This window comes from Alterotamlana spongicola (assembly GCF_035818475.1).
Taxonomy (GTDB): domain Bacteria; phylum Bacteroidota; class Bacteroidia; order Flavobacteriales; family Flavobacteriaceae; genus Cognatitamlana.
In genome coordinates, this window is sequence record NZ_JAYMGV010000001.1 from 2,307,759 (window position 1) to 2,333,138 (window position 25,380).

Consider the following 25,380-nt stretch of genomic DNA (forward strand, 5'->3'; position numbering starts at 1 on the left):
ATGACAGAAGAATTTGAAGTATCTGAATCAACAGCCTCAAGTTTTGATATAAAAAAGTTTTTGTTTCGGGCTCTGAGCTATTGGAAGCTGTTTTTGCTTTTAGCAGCTATTGGTGTTTTCTATGTGTATCAAAAAAACATAAGAGAAGAGTTTTCATATAGATTAGGCACAAAAATTTCTGTTGAGGATGATAGTAACCCACTATTTACCTCAAATGCCAGTTTGACCTTTAACTGGGGAGGTGTTACTTCAAAAATACAAACCATGGTGGTAACGCTTAAATCGCGTTCACATCATGAAAAAGTTGTTGATAGATTAGAGTTTTATAAAAGTTATTTAAAACAAGGGCGTTTTAGAAAGCAGGATATTTATAAAGCGGCTCCATTTAGATTTGATCAAGATCATGATTTTGGACAATTAATCAACCGCCCTATTCAGGTTACGTTTTTAAGTGAAGATGCTTTTGAACTTGAAATTGAATTTGCTGGTACAACAGCAACGACTCAAAACTTTAATACTAAAGAAATATTACGAGTAGATGTTCCAATAGGGGTATTTAAGAAACAGTTTAAATTAGGAGAACCTATCAGCCTACCTTTTTTAAAAGGGGTTGTAAAACTTGCTTCAAATAGAAAAGTGTCTTCTGGAGAAGTTTATTATTTACAGTTTAATAATTTTGATGGCGCTGTTTCAAGTTATCGGGCAAGAACAGGCGTGTCAAATAATAATAATTCGCCAATTTTAGATATTTCTCTGATAGATAAGAATACTGAAAAAATTGTAGATTATTTAAATGCTATTGTAGCCGTTTTAAGTGAAGACCAACTGAATAGAAAGAACCAGTACGCTACAAACGCCATTACTTTTATTGATCAACAAATATCGAGAGTTAAAGGGGAACTTTCTGAAAATGCAGAAGCACTTAACGCTTATCGGAAAAAGAATAAAATATTTAACCTGGATGAAGAAAGTGTTTTACTTAATGATAAACTGACCAAACTGGATACGGAAAAAGAGACTATAAACAGGCAGCTTAGTTATTATTCTAATTTAAAGAACTATCTGTTGACCAGTAATTCTTTTACTGAAATTCCAGCGCCTTCCATAGCAGGGATTGAAGATGCTAATATTTTAAATAATGTTTCAAAGATCAACGAGCTTTCGGTTCAAAAGTCAAAATTACAATACTCAGTGCGTAGTGACGCTTCGATTTTTAACGATTTAAACAGGCAAATTGAAGGTTTGAAAAATGTGCTTTTAGAGAATATAAGCTCAGTTACAAGTGGATTAAAAGAAGACTTAAGGAGTGTAAGCAATAATTTGAATACTGTTGAAAGTCAATTTAGTAAACTCCCAGAAGATCAACAACAACTTATAAACATTGAACGTCAATATACCTTAAGTGAGCAAACCTATAATGTGTTTCTAGCTAAAAGAGGAGAAGCTGAAATAATTAAGGCCTCAAATGTTTCTGATATTTTAATTATTGACCCGGCAAAAAATACAGGTGCTACAGTTTTAGGAAGAAATTTAAATATTCGTTATGTTTTTGCAGTTTTTGCAGCTTTGCTTATCCCGTTGTTATTGGCTTTTGTTTTAACATTTTTAGATCATAACATTCATAGTCCGGTGGATGTTGAACAACTATCTGGTATTCCAATATTAGGCGTTATAGGAAAAAATAAATTAGATAATAATTTAGTCGTACATAGGAAACCAAAATCTGCTGTTGCCGAAGCGTTTCGCGCGATACGCTCTAATTTGCAGTATTTATATAAATCCAATGAGATAAAAGGTGCTAAAACTTTACTTGTTACTTCATCTGTTAGTGGCGAGGGAAAGACTTTTTGCTCTATTAATATTGCTACTGTTTTTGCTTTAAGTGGGAAAAAAACCATTTTGCTGGGTTTAGATCTTAGAAAGCCCAAGATTTTTGATGATTTTAAGATTAAAAATGATCTTGGTGTTGTAAATTATTTGATTGGCCAGGAATCATTTGATACTATTATTCAAAAAACAGAAATAGAACATTTGGATGTTATCACCTCTGGGCCTATACCACCTAACCCTTCAGAGTTACTTATTAATGAGAGGTTAAGTGAATTAATAAATACCCTAAAGACAACATATGATTATATTGTTTTAGACACGCCCCCTGTAGGTTTAGTGGCTGATGCTTTAGAACTATTGGATCATGTGGACGCCTCATTATATGTAGTAAGACAAGATTACACCAAAAGAGGGATGCTTAATTTTGTAAACGAAAAATATAGAACAAAGCAAATTGAGAATATTAGTATTGTTTATAATGGTTATGACCAAAAAGCCAAATATGGTTATGGCTACGGTTACGGTTATGGTTATGGCTATGGTTATGGGAATTACGCTAATGGATATCATGAAGATTTTAAAACAAAATTGGGGCTATTGTCAAGGCTTAGATCTGTTTTTAAAAAATAGAATTAATTAGCAATTAAATTTAATCTGGAATTTTTTGAAAAAGGAAATAAAAGGAGATTGGCTTTATACTATTTCATCTAAAAGAAGTGTCTTTAGCTTAAATTTTAAAGAAATTTGGAGCTACAGGGATTTACTTTTCCTTTTTGTAAAGCGAGATATAATTACTGTTTATAAGCAAACCATTTTGGGTCCCCTATGGTATGTGATACAACCCCTATTTACATCTGTAATTTTTACACTTGTTTTTAATAATTTGGGACAAATAAAAACTGGAACTGTTAATCCCTTTTTGTTTAACTTGGCAGGAATTACCTTGTGGAATTATTTTAAAGAGTGTCTTACCGGTACTTCAAATACGTTTACTAAAAATCAGAATATTTTTGGCAAAGTCTATTTTCCCAGAGCTATCATGCCAATGTCTGTTACGTTTTCCAATCTTTTAAAGTTTGTAATACAGCTATGTATTTTTTTTGGGTTTTACACGTATTTTTTTATTTCAGGAGATAATTTGTCATTAAGCCCGATGGTGTTGTTGTTACCTGTATACGTAATAATGATGGCATTGTTAGGTTTAGGGTTTGGTATGATATTATCTGCAATGACAACTAAATACAGAGATTTAACCGTTTTGGTTGGTTTTGGTGTTCAGTTATTAATGTATGTGTCTGCTGTGCCTTACCCAGTTTCTGAAGCACGTTTAAAATTTCCTGATTGGGTTGTGCCATTTGTAGAGTTTAATCCTTTAACACAACTTATAGAAGGATTTAGATATATATTATTAAATACAGGTGAGATAAATTTAAAGAGCTTTATTTATACATTTTTGTTAAGCTTATTCACATTTTTATTAGGGTTAGTGGTGTTTAATAGAACCGAAAAACAATTTATTGATACTGTATAATATGAGTGAAACTATATTAAAGGTTGAAAATATAAGTAAGCAATATCGATTAGGATTGGTAGGTACTGGTACCATTAGTCATGACTTGAATAGGTGGTGGTACAAGGTTAGGGGAAAAGAAGATCCTTATTTAAGAATAGGAGAAACAAATGATAGAGGTACAAAAGCCAATTCAGATTACGTATGGGCTCTAAAGGATATAAATTTTGAGGTAAAACAGGGTGAAGTGTTAGGTATTATAGGAAAAAATGGCGCTGGAAAATCTACGTTATTAAAAATTTTATCAAGAGTTACACTTCCTACAACCGGAGAAATAAAAACGAAGGGGAGAATAGCCTCTCTTTTAGAGGTAGGTACGGGTTTTCACAGAGAAATGACAGGGCGTGAAAATATATATTTGAACGGTGCTATTTTAGGAATGACTAAAAAGGAAATAACTTCTAAGATTGATGAAATTATTGATTTTTCTGGTTGTGAACGCTATATAGATACACCTGTTAAAAGGTATTCTTCAGGTATGACCGTAAGGTTAGCATTTGCTGTAGCTGCATTTTTAGAGCCTGAAATTTTGGTAGTAGATGAGGTTTTAGCAGTAGGGGATGCCGAGTTTCAAAAGAAGGCTATTGGTAAAATGCAGGATATTTCTAGAGGACAAGGGCGTACTGTGCTATTTGTGAGTCATAATATGGTTGCAGTAAAGAATTTGTGTACCAGAGTAATAGTGCTTAAAGATGGTGAAGTGCTGGGTATGGGAGAAACTGAAAATATGATAAAGCTGTATTTGAATGACCTAAGTATGAAACCACAGGATCAATTAGCTAAATCTAAATTTTTATCCTTTGTTTCAATGCAGAGTATTTTAGGAAATAATACCTTGAAAATTGGAGAAGATTTTCACTTATCTATTACGTTTAAAGAGACAGTCCATGGTCAATTTGATTATTTTTATGTAGCCATTGAAGATGATATGAGCAGAAGGGTATTGTCTGTGGGAACTCATTTAGATAATAATTTTCACGACAAATTTCATTTTTCAAAAAAATTAAATTGTGTTATACCTAAATTATGCCTTGTAAAGGGAATATACAGGGTCTTAGTTGCAATTGGAACAAGTGCTCCTTTTGAAAATAAAGAGGTTATAGAAAATGCTTTGAGTTTTGAAGTTGTAGATGATAATTTTTTTGAGAATGGAGTAAGTTTAGAAAAAGGACAAGGTGTTTTAATAACCAAAGTTAAATGGAATTTGTGTTAATTTTAGAATGGTAGTTCAATAAGCATGTATTTAAGTTATAGAAGAAAAATATTAAAAAACAACATCTACCTTTGGCTATGCCAATATGCAGTTTATATTCTAAAATTATACTATAAATTTAATAGTGCTCTTTTTTTAGATTATAGAAGTAAATGTTTAGAGAAACATGCTAGAAATTGCGAAAAAGAATTTTTTGTACTTCAAGTTGGCGCAAATGATGGTTTTGATAATGATCCTATACATAAGTTTATTATGAAGTATGGTTGGAAAGGCCTTTTAATAGAACCACAACCAAAGGTATTTAATAAATTTCTAAAAAAAACGTATTCTCGATTCCCCAAAATAGAGCTTTTAAATGCTGCTCTTAGCTCTGATTTAACTCAAAAAAAATTATACTGTATTTCTTTTAGCGACCATAGGTGGGCAACTGGTTTGTCTAGGTTTAATAAAGAATCTTTCAAAGAATTGATTGATAATGGTTATATAGCTAGCCAAGCAAGACAACAAGGGGTTGAATTACCAGATTCTACAGATAATTATATATCCGAGACTAAAGTGAATGCTGTAAATTTTGATTTTATAATCAATGAATATGGTATAACTAATGTAGATTTTTTGCAAATTGATGCGGAAGGTTATGATTATGAAATTCTAAAATTATTTCCGTTAGATAAAATAAAGCCCAAATTTATTAATCTTGAATATTCTCACTTTGATGAAAAAACCAAAGAGGAGTGTACTTTGTTATTAACTAAAAATCATTACAAGTGTGTTGAAGTAGAACATGATCTTTTTTGTGTATTGTATGGATAACATTCTTAAATTATGGTAAGAAAATTAGTTGTAATACCTTCAGATTTAATATCAGACTATGAGTCTAAGGGAACATCAAGTTGGTTAAGGAATTACTATAACCCCATGGGCTTTTTTGATAAAGTTTATGTTTTGTCTCCCATTGAAAAGGAATTTGACGAAAAATATGGACTCAAAATTGTGCCTGTAATATCTAATCGTGATTTTAGAAATAAATTAAAAAAAATAAACCCAATTTGTGTAAGAGCTTATGGTGGGTATTGGGCAACAGATTACGCTAATTATAATAGAGTGACTAATATTCCTGTTGTGTCCAGCGTACATGATACTAACTTGAAATTAATGTATGAAAGTCTTAAATATTCAGATTTCATACTTTCAATGAGTCAGGTGGTTAGCAATGTTTTGCTTGAAAATGATTTAGCAAAAAAAGAGCATATTAGCGTTTTGGGAAATAGGGTTGATACCTCGCTATTTAAAAAAATGAATATAGATAAATCTATTTTAAGCTCTTATGAAATACCCCTAGACAAAAGAATTATTTTACATGTTGGCCGTAAATCTGTTGAAAAAAACATTGAAAATGTTATTAAAACATTAAACTATTTAGAAGATGAGTTTATCCTGTTACTGCTGGGAGCTGGAGATTTTAAACCTTATGAAAAGCAAATAGAAGAGCTAGATCTAAAAGAACGGGTTTTTAATATAGAAAAAATTGAAAATAATAAATTACCACTGTTTTATAATATAGCAGAGGTATTATGCGTACCTAGTAGATGGGAAGGTTTTGGTTTAGTTTTTGTTGAAGCAGCCAGTTGTCTTACCAAAATAGTTACTTCTAATAAAGCACCTATGAGTGATTATCTTGTAAATGATGGGGTTATGAATACATTAATTAATGATTATGAAACTCCTAGAGTAATTGCTAAGGCCGTATTGAATTTAGTGAACAATAAATCTCAGAATTCCCATACACGAAATGTAATTGTTGAAAAGTTTGACCAAAAGGTGATTTCAAATCGAGAAATAGACTTTTATAAAACAATAGTTTACAGAAATATTAGAAAGCGAGCTGATTACAGAAAATGGTATGTTAAAAGGTGGTGTAAACTAGAATTATTACCAGTTTTAAGGAAAATTAAAAAGTTACCTAAAAGGTTATGGTTAAAGGTCCGCTCGTATCAATAATTCTTCCTGTTTATAATGGGGAAACGTATCTTGAACAATCTATAGAGAGTTGTTTAGGGCAAACCTATAGTAATATAGAATTAATTATTGTTAATGATTGCTCTACAGATACATCTCTTGAGATTATTAAAAGGTATTGTGCAAAAGATACTAGGGTTAAACTAGTAAACAACTCAGTTAATAAAAAATTACCAGCGAGTTTAAACATTGGACATGGATTTGCCAAAGGAGACTATATGACTTGGACAAGCCATGATAACTTTTACAACCCTGAGGCTATAGAAGTTATGCTTGAAACTATAAAAGAGAAGAAAGTTGATATAGTATATGCTAATTACAATTTAATAGAAAAGGAACAAGAAAAAAATATTAGCTTAAAAGAATCTGGTTTTTTAATCTTATCTAATGTTATTGGTGCTTGTTTTTTATACCATTCAAGAGTATATTTCAGAAACAAGTATGATGAATCATTGTTTTTAGTTGAAGATTATGATTTTTGGCTTCAAGGGTTTACTCAATTTAAATTTTATCATATTAAGGAAGTTTTATACAATTATAGGAATCATGAATCTTCATTAACCGAGAGTACCAAAAGGAATAAGAAATCAAAAGACCTGTATGCTAAAAATATTAAATTGGCCTATAGAAAATTTTTCGTTGAGCTTGGTTTAAATGAAAGCTATGCAGAACTGTTTTCTAAAATGCATATATCTCCATTTTCTATAAAAGGGAAAAATGAAATATTAAATATTAAAAAGCATGTTAGTTCATGCCTAAGAAAGCTTAATTTATCAAGGGCTGTTAAAAAGTCAATAGGAGTAGAAGTTTTAAAACTTCAACTTAAATTGCTCAGACTTATCAATAGTGATTTAACTATTTTTGATTGTCTAAAGTTTTTTGTCATGAATGCTTCTTTGTTTGATTTTTTCCATTTTAAAGTTTGGGTTAAGTTGTGTTTAAATAAAAAATAAAGCGCATAACTATTGGGAGAATCTCCTTGTTACAATGTTTTGTTTAGTTAAAAAACATCGATATAAAAAAAATATAACATGGTAAAGCTCTTGAGCATAGCCTGTATTTGAAATTTTCATCCATATTAAGAGTTTAAAATACCAGGTTTGTTTTTTTAGTATTATTAAAATAAAATCATATTAATATCTTGGTACCTTTTAGAGGTATTACCTAAAATAAAAAATTATAAAAATATAAAAGTGAAGATTCTTATTTGTTTTGGTACGCGTCCTGAAGCTATAAAAATGGCCCCTATTTGCTTAGCTCTTGCCAAGGAAAAAATTGCTTTTAAGCTATGTGTAACAGCACAGCATAGAGAAATGTTAGATCAGGTATTAACCTTTTTTGGAATTATTCCAGATTATGATCTAGATATTATGCAACCTAATCAAAGTTTAAATAAACTAAGTTCAAAGATATTGTTAAAAATGGATGGGATTTTTGAAAAAGAGAATTTTGATATGGTTTTAGTTCATGGAGACACAACAACATCATCACTTGTTGCATTATCTGCATTTCATAGAAAGATAAAGGTATCACATGTAGAAGCAGGCTTGAGAACTTATAATAAATTATCGCCTTTTCCAGAAGAACTCAATAGGCAAATTACAGGTAGAATTGCTGATTTTCATTTTGCCCCAACAGTTAAAGCCAAACAAAACCTTTTAAAAGAACAAGTAAATGAAACCAAAATAATTGTTACAGGAAATACGGTTATTGATGCATTATTAATTGCAAAAGATAAATTAGATAGTGGTTTTAATAATGTTTTTATAGATGATTTAAAACAGAAAATTGATTTTAAAAAGAAGATTGTACTAATAACGGGGCATAGAAGAGAAAGTTTTGGAGAGGGGTTTGAAAATTTATGCGATGCCGTTTTAGAGATAGCAAAAAGGGACGATGTTGAAATTGTGTATCCTGTTCATTTAAATCCAAATGTAAAAAGCGTAGTGAATACTAGATTGTTTGGTGTTAAAAATATTCATCTGTTAGAGCCATTAAATTATCCATCGTTTGTTTGGTTAATGAGTAAATCAAATTTGATAATATCAGATTCTGGGGGTATACAAGAGGAAGCACCAACATTTAAAATACCTGTAATTGTAACTAGAGATATTACAGAACGAGCTGAAGGAATAAAAGAAGGTTGTTCTTTCTTGGTTGGTACAAATACTAGTTCAATTATTAATAAAGCAGATGATCTTTTAAATACATCAGACCCTCTAAAAGGAGTCATAAATCCTTATGGTAAGGGGGATGCTTCAAAATTAATTGTTGATTTTTTACAGAGTGTTGATGTATAGTTTTTAAGGTAGAGTTATGTATTGTACAATTGAAACGTTATATAATCATTATATGAGTTTAATTAAAAAAGCAAGTTTAAGGCGCTTATGAGTTTTTCTTTTAATAATAAGAAAATATTAATGATTCTAAATCATGGCGGTCTTGGAGGTACTGAAAGGCAGGCGTTTGGTTTGGCTAAGTACCTAACAGAGGAAAAAGCTTGTGAAGTTAAAATATTGCAATTATATTCAAATTTCCAGACAGAAGAGTATAAAAAGCATGCTAAGCAAAGTCATATTAAAGAGGTACTCCATTTTGGACCATCATTTTTAATATTTAAAAAAGAGTGGTCCATAAAAAATTTGAAGCGTTTAAAATGGTCGTTTCAGTATTTGTGGAAAGTTAGACAAGGGATTATTCCTTACAAACCAGATGTTATTATTCCATTTTTAAATGTGCCTTCAAAATTAGCGTATTATTTGTATAAATTATTACCATCTGTTAAAGTTACATTTTGGCATCAGTTAGGGGCAGATACTACTAAAGGAGATTGGTTTGAAACATTTGCGGCATATAATATCCCCTTTGTTATTGGTAACGCTCATAATTGTTTTGAGCTGTTTAAAACCAAATATAAGATTCCCAAAAGTAAATTAAATTTATTACCACAGTATCTAACTTTAGAGCGTGTAGACAAAGATGGTGATTCAATAAGAAGCATGTTAAATATACCAGTTAATGCCGTTGTTATTGGTATGATTGCTCAGTATAGAAGTGATAAATATTTTGATCTTTTATTAGATGCTTATTATCAATTAGTGCACCAATTAAGTGTGGAAACTCATTTAGTCATTCTAGGTAATAAAAAAAATAATGATTCATCGCTTGAGATTTATAAAAGCTTAAAAGAAAAAGTTAAGCTTTATAAATTAGAGAATCATGTTTCTGTTCTTAGTAATTTTGAAGTAAATAATCTTTTAAATATAATTGATATTGGAGTTTTGGTGTCTCAAATTGAAGGAATGCCCAATACTGTTATGGAATATATGTCTTATGGAATTCCTGTTGTGGCAACTAATCACCCTGGATGTGAACAATTATTAGATAAAAGCAACTTTCTAATTCCTAACGATATTGAAGTATTAAAAGATAAGCTAGCAGAATTAATTAATTCGAAAGAATTACGAGATATAGAAGGAAAGCGAAATGCAAAAAAAATATTAGATTACAACGTTCCTGATTATGTTTATAAATTAGAGCAAATAATTAATAAATATTTATGATTAAATCCCCATTAGTGTCAATCATTGTACCCTGTTATAATCAAGGTAAGTTCTTAAATGATGCCTTGACCTCAATATATAATCAAACCTATGCAAATTGGGAATGTATCATAGTGAATGATGGGAGTGTTGATGGTTCTGAAAGAATAGCAAATAAATGGGTACATAAAGATGATAGGTTTAAATATTTTTTTAAAGAAAATTCAGGAGTTAGTGCCACAAGGAATTTCGCCTTAGATAATGCTAAAGGAGCTTATGTTCAATTTTTAGATGCCGATGATGTTATAGATTGCAGAAAATTAGAATTATCAATAGATGAGCTAGGACGTATTTCTTCTGAAGATAAAACAATAGTGTTTACAAATTTTGAGATGTTCTCCGATAATCCAGATATTACTAAGGCTCCTTATTGTAGACTTGATTTAGGATTGTTTACTTATGAAAACCTACTATATAAATGGAATGATACCTTTTCAATTCCTATTCATTGTGGTTTTTTTGAGGCTTCTTTATTCAACAATATAAGATTTCCCGAAAATTTAACCGCACAAGAAGATTGGTTAGTTTGGGTTAAAATGTTTAAGCTTGTGGTTACTCCCGTTTTTTTAGATAAGCCTTTAGCTTTATATCGTCAGAACCCGCAGGGTAGAACAAAATCTAGAAGTATTATTGAAGATCAAATGCTTGTTTTTGATGCTTTTAAAGAAATATTGAATGAAGAAGAATTTTATAAATTATCTAGAACGCTTGTAGAACGATATTTTAAAATTCAAAGGGATTATAAAACCAGGTTTAATACTTTAAAAAGATCTTACCCTTATCAAACAGGGTTAATGATAAAAAAGGTTTTAAAATCAATTGGTATGTTGAAGTTGGCGAGAAAAATTTTTCCATTTTTTTTAAGGTTTAAATCGTAAATAGTAGGTTTTATTAATGTTAGCAATAGTTGTTCCATATTATAAGAGTTATTTTTTTGAAGAGACCTTAAAATCCTTAGCTATACAAACTGATAATCGATTTCATGTTTATATTGGGGATGATGCGAGCGACGAATCGCCAGAAGAGTTACTAAAAAAATATGAAGATCAGTTTGCATTCACTTACCATCGTTTCCAATATAATTTGGGAGGAATGTCCTTGGTAAAGCAATGGGAGCGATGTTTAGAAATGATAAAAGATGAGGTTTGGGTACAGATTCTTGGAGACGATGATGTATTAAGTGCTAATACAGTATCCATGTTTTATGAGCATTTGGGAATAGTAGATCAAGAAGACTCCAATGTAATAAGGTTTGCCACGCAAGTTATAAATGAAAAAGGAGCATTAACATCAGGGGTTTATAAGCACCCGGTTTTAGAAAGTTCAGAAGAGTTTTTAATTCGAAAATATAAAGGAGGTACGAGAAGTTCTCTAAGTGAATATATTTTTAGAAAAGAAAAAATTGATGCAATAAAATTTAAAGATTTTCCATTAGCATGGTCTAGTGACACACTTGGAATCATAGAGTTTTCTGAAAATAAGGCTATTTATACTATAAATGATACTTTAGTTTTTTTTAGGAGAAGCGATAAAAATATTACGGGTCAGGTAGATTCTGTTGAAAAAAATGAGGCTTGGTTTAGGTTTTATTTATATGTGCTTTCTAATTATGGTAAGACTTATTCGGAGGAATTAGTCACAATGTTATTTGACAGAATTGAAAAAGCCCAACTAAATAATAAAAAAACACCTTTAAGATGGGTAAAGCTATTTTGGTTATATTTAATTTTTAAAAAATATTCAAGGTTTTTCTCTTTACGTATAAAGATTAAAAATAGTATTAAATGAGACTTTTGGTTATTACTCAGGATTTAAGGGTTAGTGGTACTAGTGCGGGTTTAGGAAGACGATCTTTTATAGCTAAATTAAGAAAGGCATATCCTGATTCAATAATTGATGTACATTATTTAATCCATAGAGATACAGAAGATAGGTTAGATTTGCTTCCTGTTAACTCTATAAAAAAGCATATTGTAAGCACTAAAATACCAAAGCATATTGTTTTTTTGAATCGATTCTACTGGCGTTTATTGCATGTTTCTTTAAATGAGCGCTTTCAGCAAAAGCAGTTTGCCAAAATAATTTCGAAAATAGATATTTATATCTATGATCATATTTTTATATCGAGTGCAGGCACAAGGCATGAAACCATTTTAGCAACCCATCATTTGCCTATTTTAAAAAAGGCTAATATAATTTTTCATGACCCTTACCCATTAGCTTGGTATGAAGGGTATAATAAAGAACCTTCTAATTTAGATTTATTTCGTTTAAAACAAGTTATTGAGGTGGCTAAGCAGGCAAGAACATGCTCTAGTACTGCACAATACATGTCTCATGATCTCAAGTGTTTGTATGCTTACAAAAAGAAGTTTTTCACGCTGCCACACCAATTTGATTCTTCAGTATTTGATGCTTCTGATACATCACGAGTATTAAAAAAATCAAAAAAGGTTAGTATTTCTTATCATGGAGCTTTAATGTTTGGGCGTAATGCATATAATTTATTATTGGCATATCAAGAACTGTTGAAAGAAGAGAGAACTTATAATGAGCTAACAGAAGTTGTGCTAAGGGTGAAAGGTGATGGCGTAGAAAAATTAAAGCAGCATTTTGGTACTATTAAAAATATTAAAATATTAGATCCTTTAAATTTTTCTAATTCTTATAATGAACAAATGAACGAAAGCGAAATCCTCGTTATTCTAGAAAATGGTCCAGATTATTGTAATATCTTAGTGGGAAAAGCACCGTTTATAGCAAGTTGCAACAAACCAGTACTATGCCTTTCTCCGAGAAAAAGTGAATTGAGAGACCTTATAGTTGATGAAAGGTGTATTGCTAATATGAATGATGTTAATGATATAAAAGAGAAACTAAAAAACTTAATAGATAATAGATTGGTTTCTAATGAAGAATTTAAACCTTTTGGAGATTACTTTAGCGAAGAAAAGTTTAAACAAAAACTAAATCAGATTATTGATGCTTAAAACTTTAAATAAATATTTTGAAGCTTATAAAAAGCATAAAAAGGAAAGTGAGAGGAACTTAAAAGAATTAATTTGGGCTAATGTATATCATGATAGTATAAGAGGTAAAATATGGTTAGAAAATCAAGCTCTAAATGTGGGTAGGTGGGCTGGTAATTACGCGTTCTTTTATTTAATGAACAGAATTTTAAGTGATGCTAAACCTAAATCTATTCTTGAATTTGGGTTGGGGGAGTCCACTAAATTTATATCGTGTTTTTTAAAAAATGAATTGAAAAAAACGAAGCATTTAGTAATTGAAGATGATGAAAACTGGATTAAATTGTTTAATTCCAATTTTAAAGTAAATAGTCAAACAAAGATTAAACATATTGCAAGTGAAAATGTTGTTGTAAATGGTTTTAGTACCAAAAGTTATAAAGATTTACTGAGTTATGTTGAGGCTGATTATGATTTATACGTTATTGACGGACCCCATGGAAGTCCAAATTACTCGCGGTACAATATTGTTGAAATAGTAAAAAAGTTTGAAGCTAATAAAGAATTTATTATTGTTTTAGATGATTATAATAGAAGCGGAGAAAAAGAGACTGTAAAAGAAATAATTACAAATTTAGCATCGCAAGGTATTCAGTATGAAATTACCGTGTTAAAAGGTGTGGTAGATGTGGCCTTAATAGTCTCAAAAAAGTATAGTTTCTTAAAAACAGTTTAGAGATACAATGAGAGTAGGGTTAAATCCAAATAAGCATACATACATAGATAGTTCTAGTTATATTCACCAAATTTTAATTCCTGTTTATATACCTAACCATGAAGGCTATTATAAGGATAGCTTTGAAATTCTGAGAACTTCCTTAAAGTCTGTTTTTAATACTATCCATGATAAAACATTTATAACTATTGTAAATAATGGCAGCTGCGAAGATGTAAAGATATACCTAGATACATTATATGCGCAAAAGAAAATACAAGAACTTGTTCATACAGAAAATATTGGTAAGCTTAATGCCATTTTAAAAGGCTTAGTAGGAAGCAATATTGAACTTGTCACAATTGCTGATGCTGATGTCTTTTTTTTAACTAATTGGCAAAAGGAAACTGTGAACGTTTTTAGTAACATACCAAAAGCAGGTGTTGTTGGTATTGTACCACAGTTTAAAATGTATGAGGCAAATAGTGGTAATGTTATTTTTGATAATATACTAAACAAAAGAATGCGGTTTTTACCAGTTAAAAACCCATTGGGAATAGAACGATTTTATGAAAGTATAGGTTGGGATAAAAGTTATAATAAAGATTATTTAAAATATACTTTGGGTTTAGAAATAGATTCGAAATTAACGGTACTCATTGGTTCAGGACATTTTGTGGCAACTTATAAAAGGGATGTTTTTAAAGATCTTGTTTCCTTTATTGAATATAAAATGGGAGGGAGTAGTATGGAATTTTTAGACCAGGCTTTGTTGAAAAAAGATTATTGGAGGTTAACTACTCAGGATAATTATGCTTATCATATGGGGAATACCTATGAAGAATGGATGACAGAAAATAACGAAACTCAAGACCTTCAAACAGACATACCTTTTAATTTCCCTATTAGAGAAGATGTTAGTACTTTAGGTAATTATGTTAAGAATAGAGTTTTTCCAAAATTTGTAATTTCAATTCCCTTTTTTAACAAGCTGTTTTTGAAATGGAAAGGTTTGCCAAAAACAATGATTAAAGATTATTAAAACTAGTATACAGTAAAAATATCTCATGAAGATAGTTGTTTGTGCCTTTAGCGTTTATCCAGATTATCCATCCAGTGAAGGGATTGTAAATAGAAATTGGATAGAAATTTTAAAAAAAGAAAACGTTGAATTAAACATTTTATCTTTAAAACAAACAGAGATAATAAATGAAACCGGGGCTAGTTCTATAACCAGTAATACGTTTAGTAATTATCTTTACAAAATATTAAAATCATCTAAGAATAGTATATCACATCTTTGTTATAGAGTAGCAAATAAAACTTTAATAAAATTTTTATCTCCCAACAGTACTCTTACCATATTTCAGTATATATGGGTAAGCCAACAGACTTCACGAATAGAAAAGTTTGCAGGCAAGGGACCCGATTTTGTTTTCTGGTCAAGAATTTTACCAATAGAGTCGTTAATTCCATTTTTTAAAGCATACAAAAAAGTAAAATTCCCCTTAATTGTAAATATCAACGACCCTATTTTTTTACAGGATAATAAAAAAGTCTACCAAATGGAGGAGGGGTTTTTAAAGCGTACTGCAAAAGTTGCACAGTGTTGGACGTTTCCATCGAGTAAATTGGCTGATTATGCTGCAGATAAGTACGGTTTAGATAGAAAAAGATGTTTTGTGATTCCTCATGCTACTAAAACCCAGAGTAAATTATACTCCTTTCATTCAGAAAAAAATAGAAAATTAAATTTTTTGTACACAGGTACATTTTACAAAAGTGCTTTTACAGATGAGTTTAAAGTTGCATTGAAACGTTTTAGTAAACTAGAAATTTCAAAAAATGTTGAGTTCACTTTTATTCTATCTCAATTTGACCAATCCTCGATAGATTGGCTTAAAGAGGCAATTCCTCATGTTAAGATTTTTACGAAATTAACTTCTGAAAAAGTATTAGAAATAACATCGCATATGGATTGTGTTTTTGTTGTTGATGCAAGTTCGCATTCAATGTTGTTAAAAGGTAAACTTATTGAGGCTATTTCTTTTGGAATACCGGTTTTTGCAATAACTTATAAACAGTCGATAATGGATAAAGTTGTTCAGGAGTATGGAGGAGTTTCAGGTTATCAAGATGTTGAAAATGATATTTCTACAAAATTGTTATTAGTTTGTGAAAATTTGAATGATGAAAATTGGGTGACTAATTTTTGTAAAAAAAGAGAGCGAGTCATGTTTCAAATTTCCGAAGGTGTTATTTTTGAAAAAACTAGAATGGTATCTGAATTTGCTTTAAAAAGATTTTTATGGGAAAATAACAAGGAAAATATTAAACCTACTTATCTTGAAAATTGTAATTGGCCATAAATAATATTGATAAACTTGCATTAATGAATAGATCGAGTACAAAAATAAAATCATATAGCAATAGAGCTGAGTTTGCCAAAAGCATACTGAAAAATAATGCATCTAAAGTGCAGAATAATGTTGTGAGTGATATAGGATCTGGATTTGGCAATATGAAAAGTATTGTTCAAAGTACAGGTGGTAAATGGCAGCCTCTTGATTATGTGAAAAAAATACCAGAATCTATAATATGGGATTTAAACCATAAGGCTCCAAAAGAAGCAAAGAAAGCAGAGGTTGTACTTTTGTTAGAAGTTTTAGAGCATTTAAACAACCCGCTTTTGGGAATTCAAAATATCTCTAACCATATGGAAAAAAATGGTATTTTGATTTTAACCACACCAAATCCGCAATCTAGTAAAAATACGTTAAGTTTGTTTTTAAGAGGTGCTTTATATGCATTTCAGGAAAAGCATATAAAGGAAAACCATGTATTTACACCTTGGAAACATGTTGTCTATGAGTTCTTGAAAAGGGGTGGTTTTGAGGTTTTGGAATATGCTATTGTAGATACACAATATAAGAGTAGAAAAAGTACCTCTTTAAAAGATTGGTTTAAAGCAAGAATTGAATCGTATATAGAGTATAGAAATCCACTGGCAAAAGGTATGAGCTACGGAATAGTAGCAAGAAAAATAAGCTAATGAGTATAAAGTTAATAGCAGAAATAGGGCAAGCGCACAACGGGAGTTTACAGAAAGCTCATGATTATATTGAGGCTATTGCAACAACCGGTGTTGACGCTATTAAGTTTCAAACCCATATAGCTGAAGCTGAAAGTAGTATTTATGAACCTTTTAGAGTAAAGTTTACTGATAAATATGCTACTAGGTTTGACTATTGGAAAGCAATGGAGTTTTCTTTAAAAGAATGGAAATCTCTTAAAAAACACTGCGATGATGTTGGCATAGAATTTATAAGTTCACCCTTTAGTAATGCGGCGGTTGATTTATTAGAAGAGGTAAGGGTTAATTGTTATAAAATTGGTTCAGGGGAGGTCAATAATTTTTTGTTGTTGGAAAGAATTGCACAAACTGGTAAACCAATTATCCTTTCATCAGGAATGAGTTCCTATCAAGAATTAGATGAAACAGTGAATTTTTTAAAATTGAAAGAAGCCGATTTTTCTATCTTACAATGTACAACAGCATACCCAACACAGCCAGAGCAATATGGGCTAAATGTTATTCACGAATTAAAATCTAGGTATAACGTTCCTGTTGGGTTTTCAGATCATTCCGCTAAAATAGAAACATGTGTAGCTGCTGCTGCATTAGGAGCAGAAATATTAGAGTTTCATGCTGTTTTTAGCAAAAATGAATTTGGCCCTGACGTTACATCATCATTGACCATAAAAGAGATTAAAATATTAGCGCAACAAGTTAGAAATATAGAAAAGGCGTTTAAGCACCCAGTTGATAAATTTGATAATTCTAAGTTTGTAGAACTGAAGTCAATTTTTGAGAAATCTTTGGCTGTAAACAAAGATTTATCCAAAGGGCATATTTTAACTTTTTCAGATTTAGAAGCAAAAAAACCTGCAAATAAAGGCATACCGGTTTCTAAATTTAAAGAGATTATAGGAAAACAATTAACTAGAGAAGTCAAACAATGGGACTTTTTAACATCAGGAGATATTAAATGAGTGTAAGAAAGATATGTGTTGTCATTACTGCGCGTCCGTCCTACAGTAGGATAAAAACTGCTTTAACGGCTATTGTTGCGCATCCAAAGTTAGAATTGCAATTAGTGGTTGCTGGTTCGGCGCTTTTAGATCGTTATGGTAATGCGGTAGATTATATTGAGAATGATGGTTTTAAAATAGATGCAAAGGTTTTTATGGTTTTAGAAGGTGAAAATAAAACGTCTATGGCCAAAACTACAGGTTTAGGAGTTATGGAGCTGGCCAATACCTTTTACAATTTAAAACCAGATGCCGTGGTTACTATTGCCGACAGGTTTGAAACCTTGGCAACATCAATAGCAGCATCATATCAAAACATACCATTAATTCACATACAAGGAGGGGAAGTTACAGGTAATATAGATGAAAAAGTACGTCATGCCAATACAAAATTAGCAGACATTCATTTGGTAGCTTCAGAAGATGCTAAAAATAGGGTGGTTAAAATGGGAGAAGATGCTAATTATGTTTTCAACACGGGCTGTCCTTCAATAGATATTGCTTGCAGCGTTAATAAATCACCCGATTTAAATTTTAATCCCATTGAAAAATACGGTGGGGTAGGTAGTAATATTAATTGGCAAGGCGGTTATATAGTAGTAATGCAACACCCCGTAACTACTGAATATGCAGAGGCCAAAAAGAACGTTTTAGCAACATTAAAAGCAGTACATAAATTGGGTATTCCCGCATTTTGGTTTTGGCCAAATGTAGATGCCGGAGCAGATGGTACTTCCAATGGTATTAGGTCTTACAGAGAAATAAACAAACCAGAGAATATTCATTTTTTTAAAAATATGATTCCAGAGGATTTCCTTCGGTTACTTATTAATAGTAAGTGTTTGGTGGGTAATTCAAGTGTAGGTATTAGAGAATGCGCTTATTTAGGAGTGCCTGTTGTTAATATTGGAACCCGCCAAAACGGAAGAACCAGAGGTGTTAACGTTTTAGATGTTTCTTATGACGAAGCCGATATTGAATCGGCTATTTTAAATAGAATAGAACTAGAAAATCATATGACAAGTGATTCTATTTATGGTGAGGGGAATTCGGGAGAAAGCATAGCCAATATTTTAGCCGAAGTTGAATTACGTTTTCATAAAACCATTTCGTATTAATGAAACGAACATTAATAAATTTTAGACATTTTTCACAAAAGGATATGTTTAAAAATTTTAATGTGAGAGCGTAGCGTTTACATACGTTCTCAATTTTATAATTATCATAAAACTAAATAATTAATAAAATTTAAACGTATGAAAATTTTAGGACTCATACCAGCACGTGGAGGCTCTAAATCTATTCCTAAAAAGAATATAAAAATTCTTAATGGTAAGCCTTTAATTCAATACACTGTTGAAGCCGCTTCTGATTCGAAAAAACTGGAGCGATTTATTTTAAGTTCTGATGATGAAGCCATTATTAAGGTAGCTAAACAATTAAACGTTGAGGTGCCATTTGTAAGGCCTAAACATCTGGCAGAAGATACATCACCAACTTTAGGAGTCATTCAGCATGCATTAAGGTTTTACGAAGAACAACATATACATTTTGATGCTGTATGTCTTCTGCAAGTTACAAGTCCTTTTAAAACCGGAGCGTTTATTGATAAAGCCATAGAGAAATTTATAACATCTGGTTGTGATGCCTTAGTGTCGGTTCAAAAAGTACCTGATGAGTATAATCCGCATTGGACTTTCAAAGAAACTATTGATGGTCATTTGAAATTAGTTACAGGAGAAGAGCATATAATTCCCAGACGTCAGGATTTACCTGAAATTTATCATAGAGACGGGCTCATTTATATAACAAAAACCAATGTTCTGTTGGAGCAAAACTCTCTTTATGGTTCTAAATTGACTTATATCAAATCGCCATCAGATTACACCATAAATATTGATACTATTGAAGACTGGAAACAAGCGGAACTATTTTTAAAGTCTAAAAACATATAGTATGTGTGGAATTGCCGGAATTATTGGATCTGACAATTACCAATTTGAAATACATAAGATGTTGGAGTCTCAGGCGCATAGAGGACCAGATTTCACCGGAACTTATTTTGATAATGGCTTTGCAACCTTAGGGCATAACAGGCTTTCCATTATTGACTTGTCTTCAAACGCTAATCAGCCTTTTAAAGATATCACTAAAAGATTTACTATTGTTTTTAACGGTGAAATTTATAATTATTTAGAGCTTCGTGACCGTTTAAAAAATGATTATGATTTTCAAACGTCTTCTGATACAGAAGTGCTATTAGCAGCTTTCGTTAAATATGGCAAAACATGTTTAAAAATGTTAAATGGCATGTTCTCATTTGCTATTTGGGATAATTTGAACAAAGAATTATTTGCTGCCAGAGACCGGTTTGGAATTAAACCATTTTATTATTCATACAACAATAATAAACTGATTTTTTCTAGTGAAATTAAAGCAATCCATAAAGCAGGGAGTGATAAAATTCCAAATGAAAATGTATGGTCTGGTTATTTCATAAATGGTAGTTATGGAGCTCCCAATGAAACATTTTGGAAAGATATCAATCAATTACCTGCCGGGCATTTCTTAGAATATTCCAACGGACATGTAAAAGTTGAAAAATGGTATGATTTTGTTGATAGAGTACGGCATCAACCCAAACTAACAAACTATCAGGAAGCCCAAGAGGAGTACATTAGGTTGCTGGTAGATAGCATTAAACTAAGATTTAGGGCAGATGTGCCTGTAGGATTTAATGTTAGTGGCGGATTAGATAGTTCGGCACTATTGGCTTTGGCCAATATCTCCCAAAATGATATATCTAAAATAGAAGCTTTTACGTTTTATACAAACAATGAAGATTATGACGAATTACCTTGGGTTGAGCAAATCATAGGTATTTATAACAATCCATTAAATAAAGTTTTAATGTCTTCAAACGAAGTGGTATCAATATCAAAAACTATATCAGATATCCAAGATGAACCTTATGGAGGCATCCCTACTTTGGCGTATTCTAAATTGTTTGCTTCAGCATCAAAAAAAGGTATAAAGGTATTGTTGGATGGTCAGGGAATGGATGAACAGCTTGCCGGATACGATTACTATAGAAATGCGTCAAACGTTACTATTCAGGGTATTCATAAAAGCCCATTTAGGAAAAATATGTTAAGTGACGCCTTCATAGAGCTTGCTTCAAAAAAAGACCACCCAAAACCTTTTAACTCAACAGTAAAGAATACACAATATAGAGATTTGTTTTATACAAAAATCCCAAGAGCTTTACGTTTTAATGATAGAGTGTCTATGGCACATTCAACAGAATTAAGAGTGCCCTTTTTAGATTACAGATTGATTGAGTTTGCATTTTCACTTCCTACGGAATTTAAGATAAAAGATAACCAGGGGAAACAGATTTTAAGAGATGTTATTTCAAAATACGTAGACAAAAAAGTTACTTACGCACCTAAACGCCCTTTACAAACGCCACAACGGGAATGGTTAGGGGAAGATCTAAAAGGGTATGTAGAAAATTGTATCAACAGCATAAAATCTTCAGAATATAAATCATGGTTTAACATAAAGGAATTAGATTTAGAGTGGAACAGGTATTTGGCTGGTGATAATCAATCGAGTTTTCATATTTGGCAATTGATCAATTTCTCATTGTTAATGTCATGACAGCCTATGTTTTATTACTAAAAATAATATCTTTAACATTTTAAACAAACTTCAAAAAACTTGCAAAGAAAAGAATCAAAATTGGCCCTTGTTATTACCGATGGTGTAGGCTTTAGAAATTTCATTTTAAGCGACTTTTTAGAACATGCCAATAGAACCTTTGATGAAGTGGTCATTTTATCTTGTTTACCCGAATCTGTTTATAGAGAATATACCGAATTAAGGGTTATAGAACTCAATGTTTTTGTAGAAACTTTTAAAACATGGTTCTTTAGAAAGGCTAAAGAAATTGCTCACCTTAAATTAAATAAAAAAGAGAATTTTGGTATTTGGGATAATTTAAGAGCTAATTATTCAAAGTTTAAAACAACCAGAGGATATGCAACACGGTTTATATATAAGCTAACAGCATTATTTCATAGAGAGTCTAATATCCAGCAGTTTCAGAGGTTGCAAAATTTTACTTTCAGAAATCATAAAATAACTAAAGAGTATCTTTCAATATTAGAAGAGGAGCAATTTGGTATGTTGTTCTTTACGCATCAAAGACCTCCTTATATAGCACCTTTAGTGTATGCAGCACATCAGAAAAAAATAAAAACAACAGCTTTTATTTTTAGTTGGGATAATTTGGCTTCAAAAGGTAGAATGGCTTCTAATTTTGATTATTATTTGGTGTGGAGTGATTTGATGAAGCATGATCTGCTAAAATTTTATAGATCAATAAAAGAAGAGCGTATTAAAGTTGTAGGAACTCCTCAGTTCGTGCCCTATGTCATGGATGCATATAAAATATCGAAATCAGAATTTATTAACCAATTTGACTTAGATTTAAATTTAAAAACAATCTGTTTTAGTTGTGGTGATATTTCAACCAGTAAAAATGACGAACTTTATATTGAAACCCTTGCAAATGCCATTATAGAAAAGACTATAGAACCGGTTAATTTTATTGTAAGAACCTCACCGGCTGAAGACCCCGTTCGTTTTAAAGAAATAGTTGAAAAATTCCCATTTATAAAGTGGAACTTTCCTAAATGGGAGCAGGTAAGGCAAAACCACCAGGAATCCTGGTCACAACGAATTCCAACAATAAAAGATGTAAAACAGTTAAGGGCTCTGTTAGAATATTCAGATTTGAATATTAATATGTTGTCTACTATGAGTTTAGACTTTATGTTGTTCGATAAGCCGGTTATAAACCCTATTTTTGGAAACCAAACCAATAGTTTATATGATGACCAACGCTTTTTAGGGTATGCGCATATAGCTCATTTGGTAAATAGCCAGGCCTCTAAGCTAGTAAAAACAAAGGAAGCATTAATTCGGGCAATTTCAGATTATCTGGAAACGGATAATGATAAAGAAAAGCGCAAGAATTTTATAAAGCAGCAGGTGGGCGTTTCATTAGAAAAAACCAATAGCGCATTAGCAGATAGTTTAAAAGCATGGGATTAAAAGCAAAACATATTGCCATAATATGCAATTATGAACTTCTTGAAGACCGTGTTGGAGGAATGGATCATTTTTTCTGGAATTTTAATAAGATATGTAATGAAAAACAAATTATGATCGATTGGTTTTTTCCTAATTTGGCTTCACATGGTGAATATGATAAGTTTAATATTATACCATGTCCAAAGCACTTAAGTTTAGAAAAGAATTTTTTAAACCATTCAAGAGCAAATAACACTCAATATTCACATATAATAACGCATTTTATTGAGTTGTGTACTTACTTTTTTGCAGAAATTAAAAAGCATCAAAAGGCAAAAATAATTGCAGTAGACCATAACCCAAGGCCATTAAAGGGGTATACACTAAAAAAGCAATTAAAAAAACGGCTAAAAGGCATATTGTATTCAAAACATATAGACAAATTCATTGGAGTTTCGGAATATACAAGTCGAGCTATTTTAAAAGATTTTGGAAGTTTTTTAAAGCGTAAAATCCAAACCGTATACAATGGAGTTTTAATAGATGAGATCATTCCAAAGGTTGACGAAAGAAGAAAGATTAACCCCAGATTTTTAGTCGTATCTCATTTAAGGTATTCAAAAGGTATACAAGATCTTATAGAAGCGGTTAATATCTTGCCTGATTTTATTAAAAACAATCTTGTTATTGATGTATATGGAGCAGGTCCTTATGAAGATGTACTTAAAGCAAAAGTAAATACATTGTTATTAGCAAGCGTGTTCTCTTTTAAAGGAAGTGTTTCAAATTTAAATGAAGTTTATTGTAAGTATGATTATATGCTGTTGCCGTCACATATGGAGTGTTTTAGTCTGGCAATATTAGAAAGCTTAGCAGCTAATATTCCAGTAATTGCATCAAATGTGGGGGGAAATGAAGAAGCCATAACCCATGGAGAGAATGGATATATTTTTAAAGCAAAAGATATTTCAGCGTTAAAAGAAATTATTGAGACTGTATTTCTAGGAAATGAGCAAATTAAAATAAATACACGAACCTTAATTAAAGAATCATTTTCTATTGATACTATGATAAAAAAACATATAGAACTAATCAGGTTTTAGTTGATGAACAGTATATTTAGAAACATCAATTTATTAAAAGCCAAGCAAGACTATATTTTACTAAGTATAATAGTTTTAAGTCTTGCTTTTACAAGTCGCAACTTATTTTTTTCATTGCATGGTGATGAGCATACTTATGTTACTTTGGCAAATAGTATCCTAGATGGAAGCTATAGTATTAATGAGAAACCATCAGTTGTAAGCCCTTCAGTACCAATTATAATAGTTTTTTTTAAATTGTTTACAAATAATTTAGTGGCTATTTATTTAAGCAAATTATTTCACTTAGCACTTGTGCTCTTTGGATGTGTATTTTGGTTTAAGACCTTTAAAAAAGTAAAATTACCACCAACAATAATTCTCAGTTTGATTGCATTAACATTAATAAATCCAACATCAATAAGTTGGTTTGCTAAATTATATCCTGAGGCTTTACTGTTTTTTTCATTTTCGGGTTTTATCTACTATTTCAACTCTGACCTTCTATCTAAGAATTTTGCTTTTTTATTATTTTTTTTCCTTTTATTAATTTTTACGCGTTATGTGTTTGCTGTTTTGGGACTCTTAATTTTTGTACGTTATATAGAATATTTGAAATTAGATTTTAAGAAAAATATTGTTACACTATCGGTTTATATACTGATAGCATTCATACCTGTTGCTCTGTGGGGTTTCTATTTAGCAAATGTGCAATCTCAAGGTGTTTCTAGTATAAGTTATTTTGATAGGTTTAATATTGAAAATCCTATTATATATAATTTAAAATGTGGGTTAGGTTTAGAGCAACATTATGAAGTATCTCGTATTAATGGAATACCAGCTTTTGTGTCATTATTTATTCCAATTACGGGGTTTAGAAACTACCTTTTAAGCGTATTGTTAATAATTGCCTTTGTTTCAGGTTATGTAGGAACGTTAAAGCCTAGAGTAATAAAAAAAATATTAGTGTCTATTTCGTTAATAATGACGGGATATGTATTTGCAGGTACAGGCTTTAGTAGGTATTGGGTGTCTATGCTACCTGGATTTTTATTAGGGTATTATTTGCTTTATAAAAAGTTTAAATTAAGTGATAAGCTGTTTTTGTATATTGTGTATTCAATATCTATAGTTTATATATTAAATGAAATAAGAATTAGTTTGCTACTTTTTACAAGTAGATTGTAA

At 30.9% G+C, this 25,380-nt stretch carries 22 protein-coding genes; all 22 read left to right on the forward strand.

Annotated elements, in window-relative coordinates; translation table 11 throughout:
• Positions 1–2,460, forward strand: a complete 2,460-nt coding sequence (locus VOI54_RS09895; protein ID WP_326282629.1) for an exopolysaccharide transport family protein — start codon at positions 1–3, stop codon at positions 2,458–2,460.
• A gap of 34 nt (positions 2,461–2,494) precedes the next feature.
• The gene (locus VOI54_RS09900) at positions 2,495–3,361 is read left to right on the forward strand and encodes an ABC transporter permease (protein WP_326282630.1); all 867 of its coding nucleotides are present in this window, start codon (positions 2,495–2,497) and stop codon (positions 3,359–3,361) included.
• Position 3,362: 1 nt separating this feature from the next.
• Positions 3,363–4,613, forward strand: coding sequence for an ABC transporter ATP-binding protein (locus tag VOI54_RS09905; protein ID WP_326282631.1), 1,251 nt, complete (start codon positions 3,363–3,365; stop codon positions 4,611–4,613).
• A gap of 24 nt (positions 4,614–4,637) precedes the next feature.
• Complete coding sequence (locus VOI54_RS09910) at positions 4,638–5,426, forward strand: FkbM family methyltransferase (protein ID WP_326282632.1); 789 nt, start codon at positions 4,638–4,640, stop codon at positions 5,424–5,426.
• A gap of 12 nt (positions 5,427–5,438) precedes the next feature.
• On the forward strand, positions 5,439–6,614 hold the full coding sequence (locus tag VOI54_RS09915) for a glycosyltransferase family 4 protein (protein WP_326282633.1): 1,176 nt from the start codon (positions 5,439–5,441) through the stop codon (positions 6,612–6,614).
• Positions 6,587–7,585 (forward strand): glycosyltransferase family 2 protein, encoded by a 999-nt coding sequence (locus VOI54_RS09920; protein ID WP_326282634.1) that lies wholly within the window; start codon positions 6,587–6,589, stop codon positions 7,583–7,585. Before VOI54_RS09915 ends, VOI54_RS09920 begins: the two co-directional genes overlap by 28 nt.
• A gap of 240 nt (positions 7,586–7,825) precedes the next feature.
• Entirely contained in the window at positions 7,826–8,932 is a 1,107-nt protein-coding gene (gene wecB / locus VOI54_RS09925) for a non-hydrolyzing UDP-N-acetylglucosamine 2-epimerase (RefSeq protein WP_326282635.1), read from the forward strand.
• Between the two features lie 87 nt (positions 8,933–9,019).
• Complete coding sequence (locus VOI54_RS09930; RefSeq protein WP_326282636.1) at positions 9,020–10,195, forward strand: glycosyltransferase; 1,176 nt, start codon at positions 9,020–9,022, stop codon at positions 10,193–10,195.
• On the forward strand, positions 10,192–11,112 hold the full coding sequence (locus VOI54_RS09935) for a glycosyltransferase family 2 protein (protein WP_326282637.1): 921 nt from the start codon (positions 10,192–10,194) through the stop codon (positions 11,110–11,112). The genes VOI54_RS09930 and VOI54_RS09935 overlap by 4 nt, the downstream gene beginning before the upstream one ends.
• Positions 11,113–11,128: 16 nt before the next feature.
• Positions 11,129–12,022 carry a glycosyltransferase family 2 protein gene (locus VOI54_RS09940; RefSeq protein WP_326282638.1) on the forward strand — a complete coding sequence of 298 codons (894 nt, stop codon included), beginning with the start codon at positions 11,129–11,131 and terminating at the stop codon, positions 12,020–12,022.
• Positions 12,019–13,224: a hypothetical protein gene (locus VOI54_RS09945; protein WP_326282639.1), complete on the forward strand. Its 1,206-nt coding sequence runs from the start codon at positions 12,019–12,021 to the stop codon at positions 13,222–13,224. The genes VOI54_RS09940 and VOI54_RS09945 overlap by 4 nt, the downstream gene beginning before the upstream one ends.
• Positions 13,217–13,939, forward strand: a complete 723-nt coding sequence (locus tag VOI54_RS09950; protein WP_326282640.1) for a hypothetical protein — start codon at positions 13,217–13,219, stop codon at positions 13,937–13,939. Before VOI54_RS09945 ends, VOI54_RS09950 begins: the two co-directional genes overlap by 8 nt.
• 7 nt (positions 13,940–13,946) lie before the next feature.
• On the forward strand, positions 13,947–14,960 hold the full coding sequence (locus tag VOI54_RS09955; RefSeq protein WP_326282641.1) for a glycosyltransferase: 1,014 nt from the start codon (positions 13,947–13,949) through the stop codon (positions 14,958–14,960).
• 25 nt (positions 14,961–14,985) lie between these two features.
• Positions 14,986–16,287, forward strand: coding sequence for a hypothetical protein (locus tag VOI54_RS09960; protein WP_326282642.1), 1,302 nt, complete (start codon positions 14,986–14,988; stop codon positions 16,285–16,287).
• A 23-nt stretch (positions 16,288–16,310) separates the two neighbouring features.
• Positions 16,311–16,970 carry a methyltransferase domain-containing protein gene (locus tag VOI54_RS09965; protein ID WP_326282643.1) on the forward strand — a complete coding sequence of 220 codons (660 nt, stop codon included), beginning with the start codon at positions 16,311–16,313 and terminating at the stop codon, positions 16,968–16,970.
• Positions 16,970–17,971, forward strand: coding sequence for an N-acetylneuraminate synthase family protein (locus VOI54_RS09970; RefSeq protein WP_326282644.1), 1,002 nt, complete (start codon positions 16,970–16,972; stop codon positions 17,969–17,971). The genes VOI54_RS09965 and VOI54_RS09970 overlap by 1 nt, the downstream gene beginning before the upstream one ends.
• Complete coding sequence (gene neuC, locus VOI54_RS09975) at positions 17,968–19,128, forward strand: UDP-N-acetylglucosamine 2-epimerase (RefSeq protein ID WP_326282645.1); 1,161 nt, start codon at positions 17,968–17,970, stop codon at positions 19,126–19,128. The genes VOI54_RS09970 and neuC overlap by 4 nt, the downstream gene beginning before the upstream one ends.
• A 138-nt stretch (positions 19,129–19,266) precedes the next feature.
• Positions 19,267–19,965: an acylneuraminate cytidylyltransferase family protein gene (locus VOI54_RS09980; protein ID WP_326282646.1), complete on the forward strand. Its 699-nt coding sequence runs from the start codon at positions 19,267–19,269 to the stop codon at positions 19,963–19,965.
• 1 nt (position 19,966) lies between these two features.
• The gene (gene asnB, locus VOI54_RS09985) at positions 19,967–21,673 is read left to right on the forward strand and encodes an asparagine synthase (glutamine-hydrolyzing) (protein WP_326282647.1); all 1,707 of its coding nucleotides are present in this window, start codon (positions 19,967–19,969) and stop codon (positions 21,671–21,673) included.
• A gap of 60 nt (positions 21,674–21,733) precedes the next feature.
• The gene (locus VOI54_RS09990) at positions 21,734–23,131 is read left to right on the forward strand and encodes a glycosyltransferase family protein (protein WP_326282648.1); all 1,398 of its coding nucleotides are present in this window, start codon (positions 21,734–21,736) and stop codon (positions 23,129–23,131) included.
• A complete protein-coding gene (locus VOI54_RS09995; protein ID WP_326282649.1) occupies positions 23,122–24,213 on the forward strand; it encodes a glycosyltransferase family 4 protein in 1,092 nt (363 codons plus the stop codon). Before VOI54_RS09990 ends, VOI54_RS09995 begins: the two co-directional genes overlap by 10 nt.
• 3 nt (positions 24,214–24,216) lie before the next feature.
• Complete coding sequence (locus tag VOI54_RS10000) at positions 24,217–25,380, forward strand: hypothetical protein (protein ID WP_326282650.1); 1,164 nt, start codon at positions 24,217–24,219, stop codon at positions 25,378–25,380.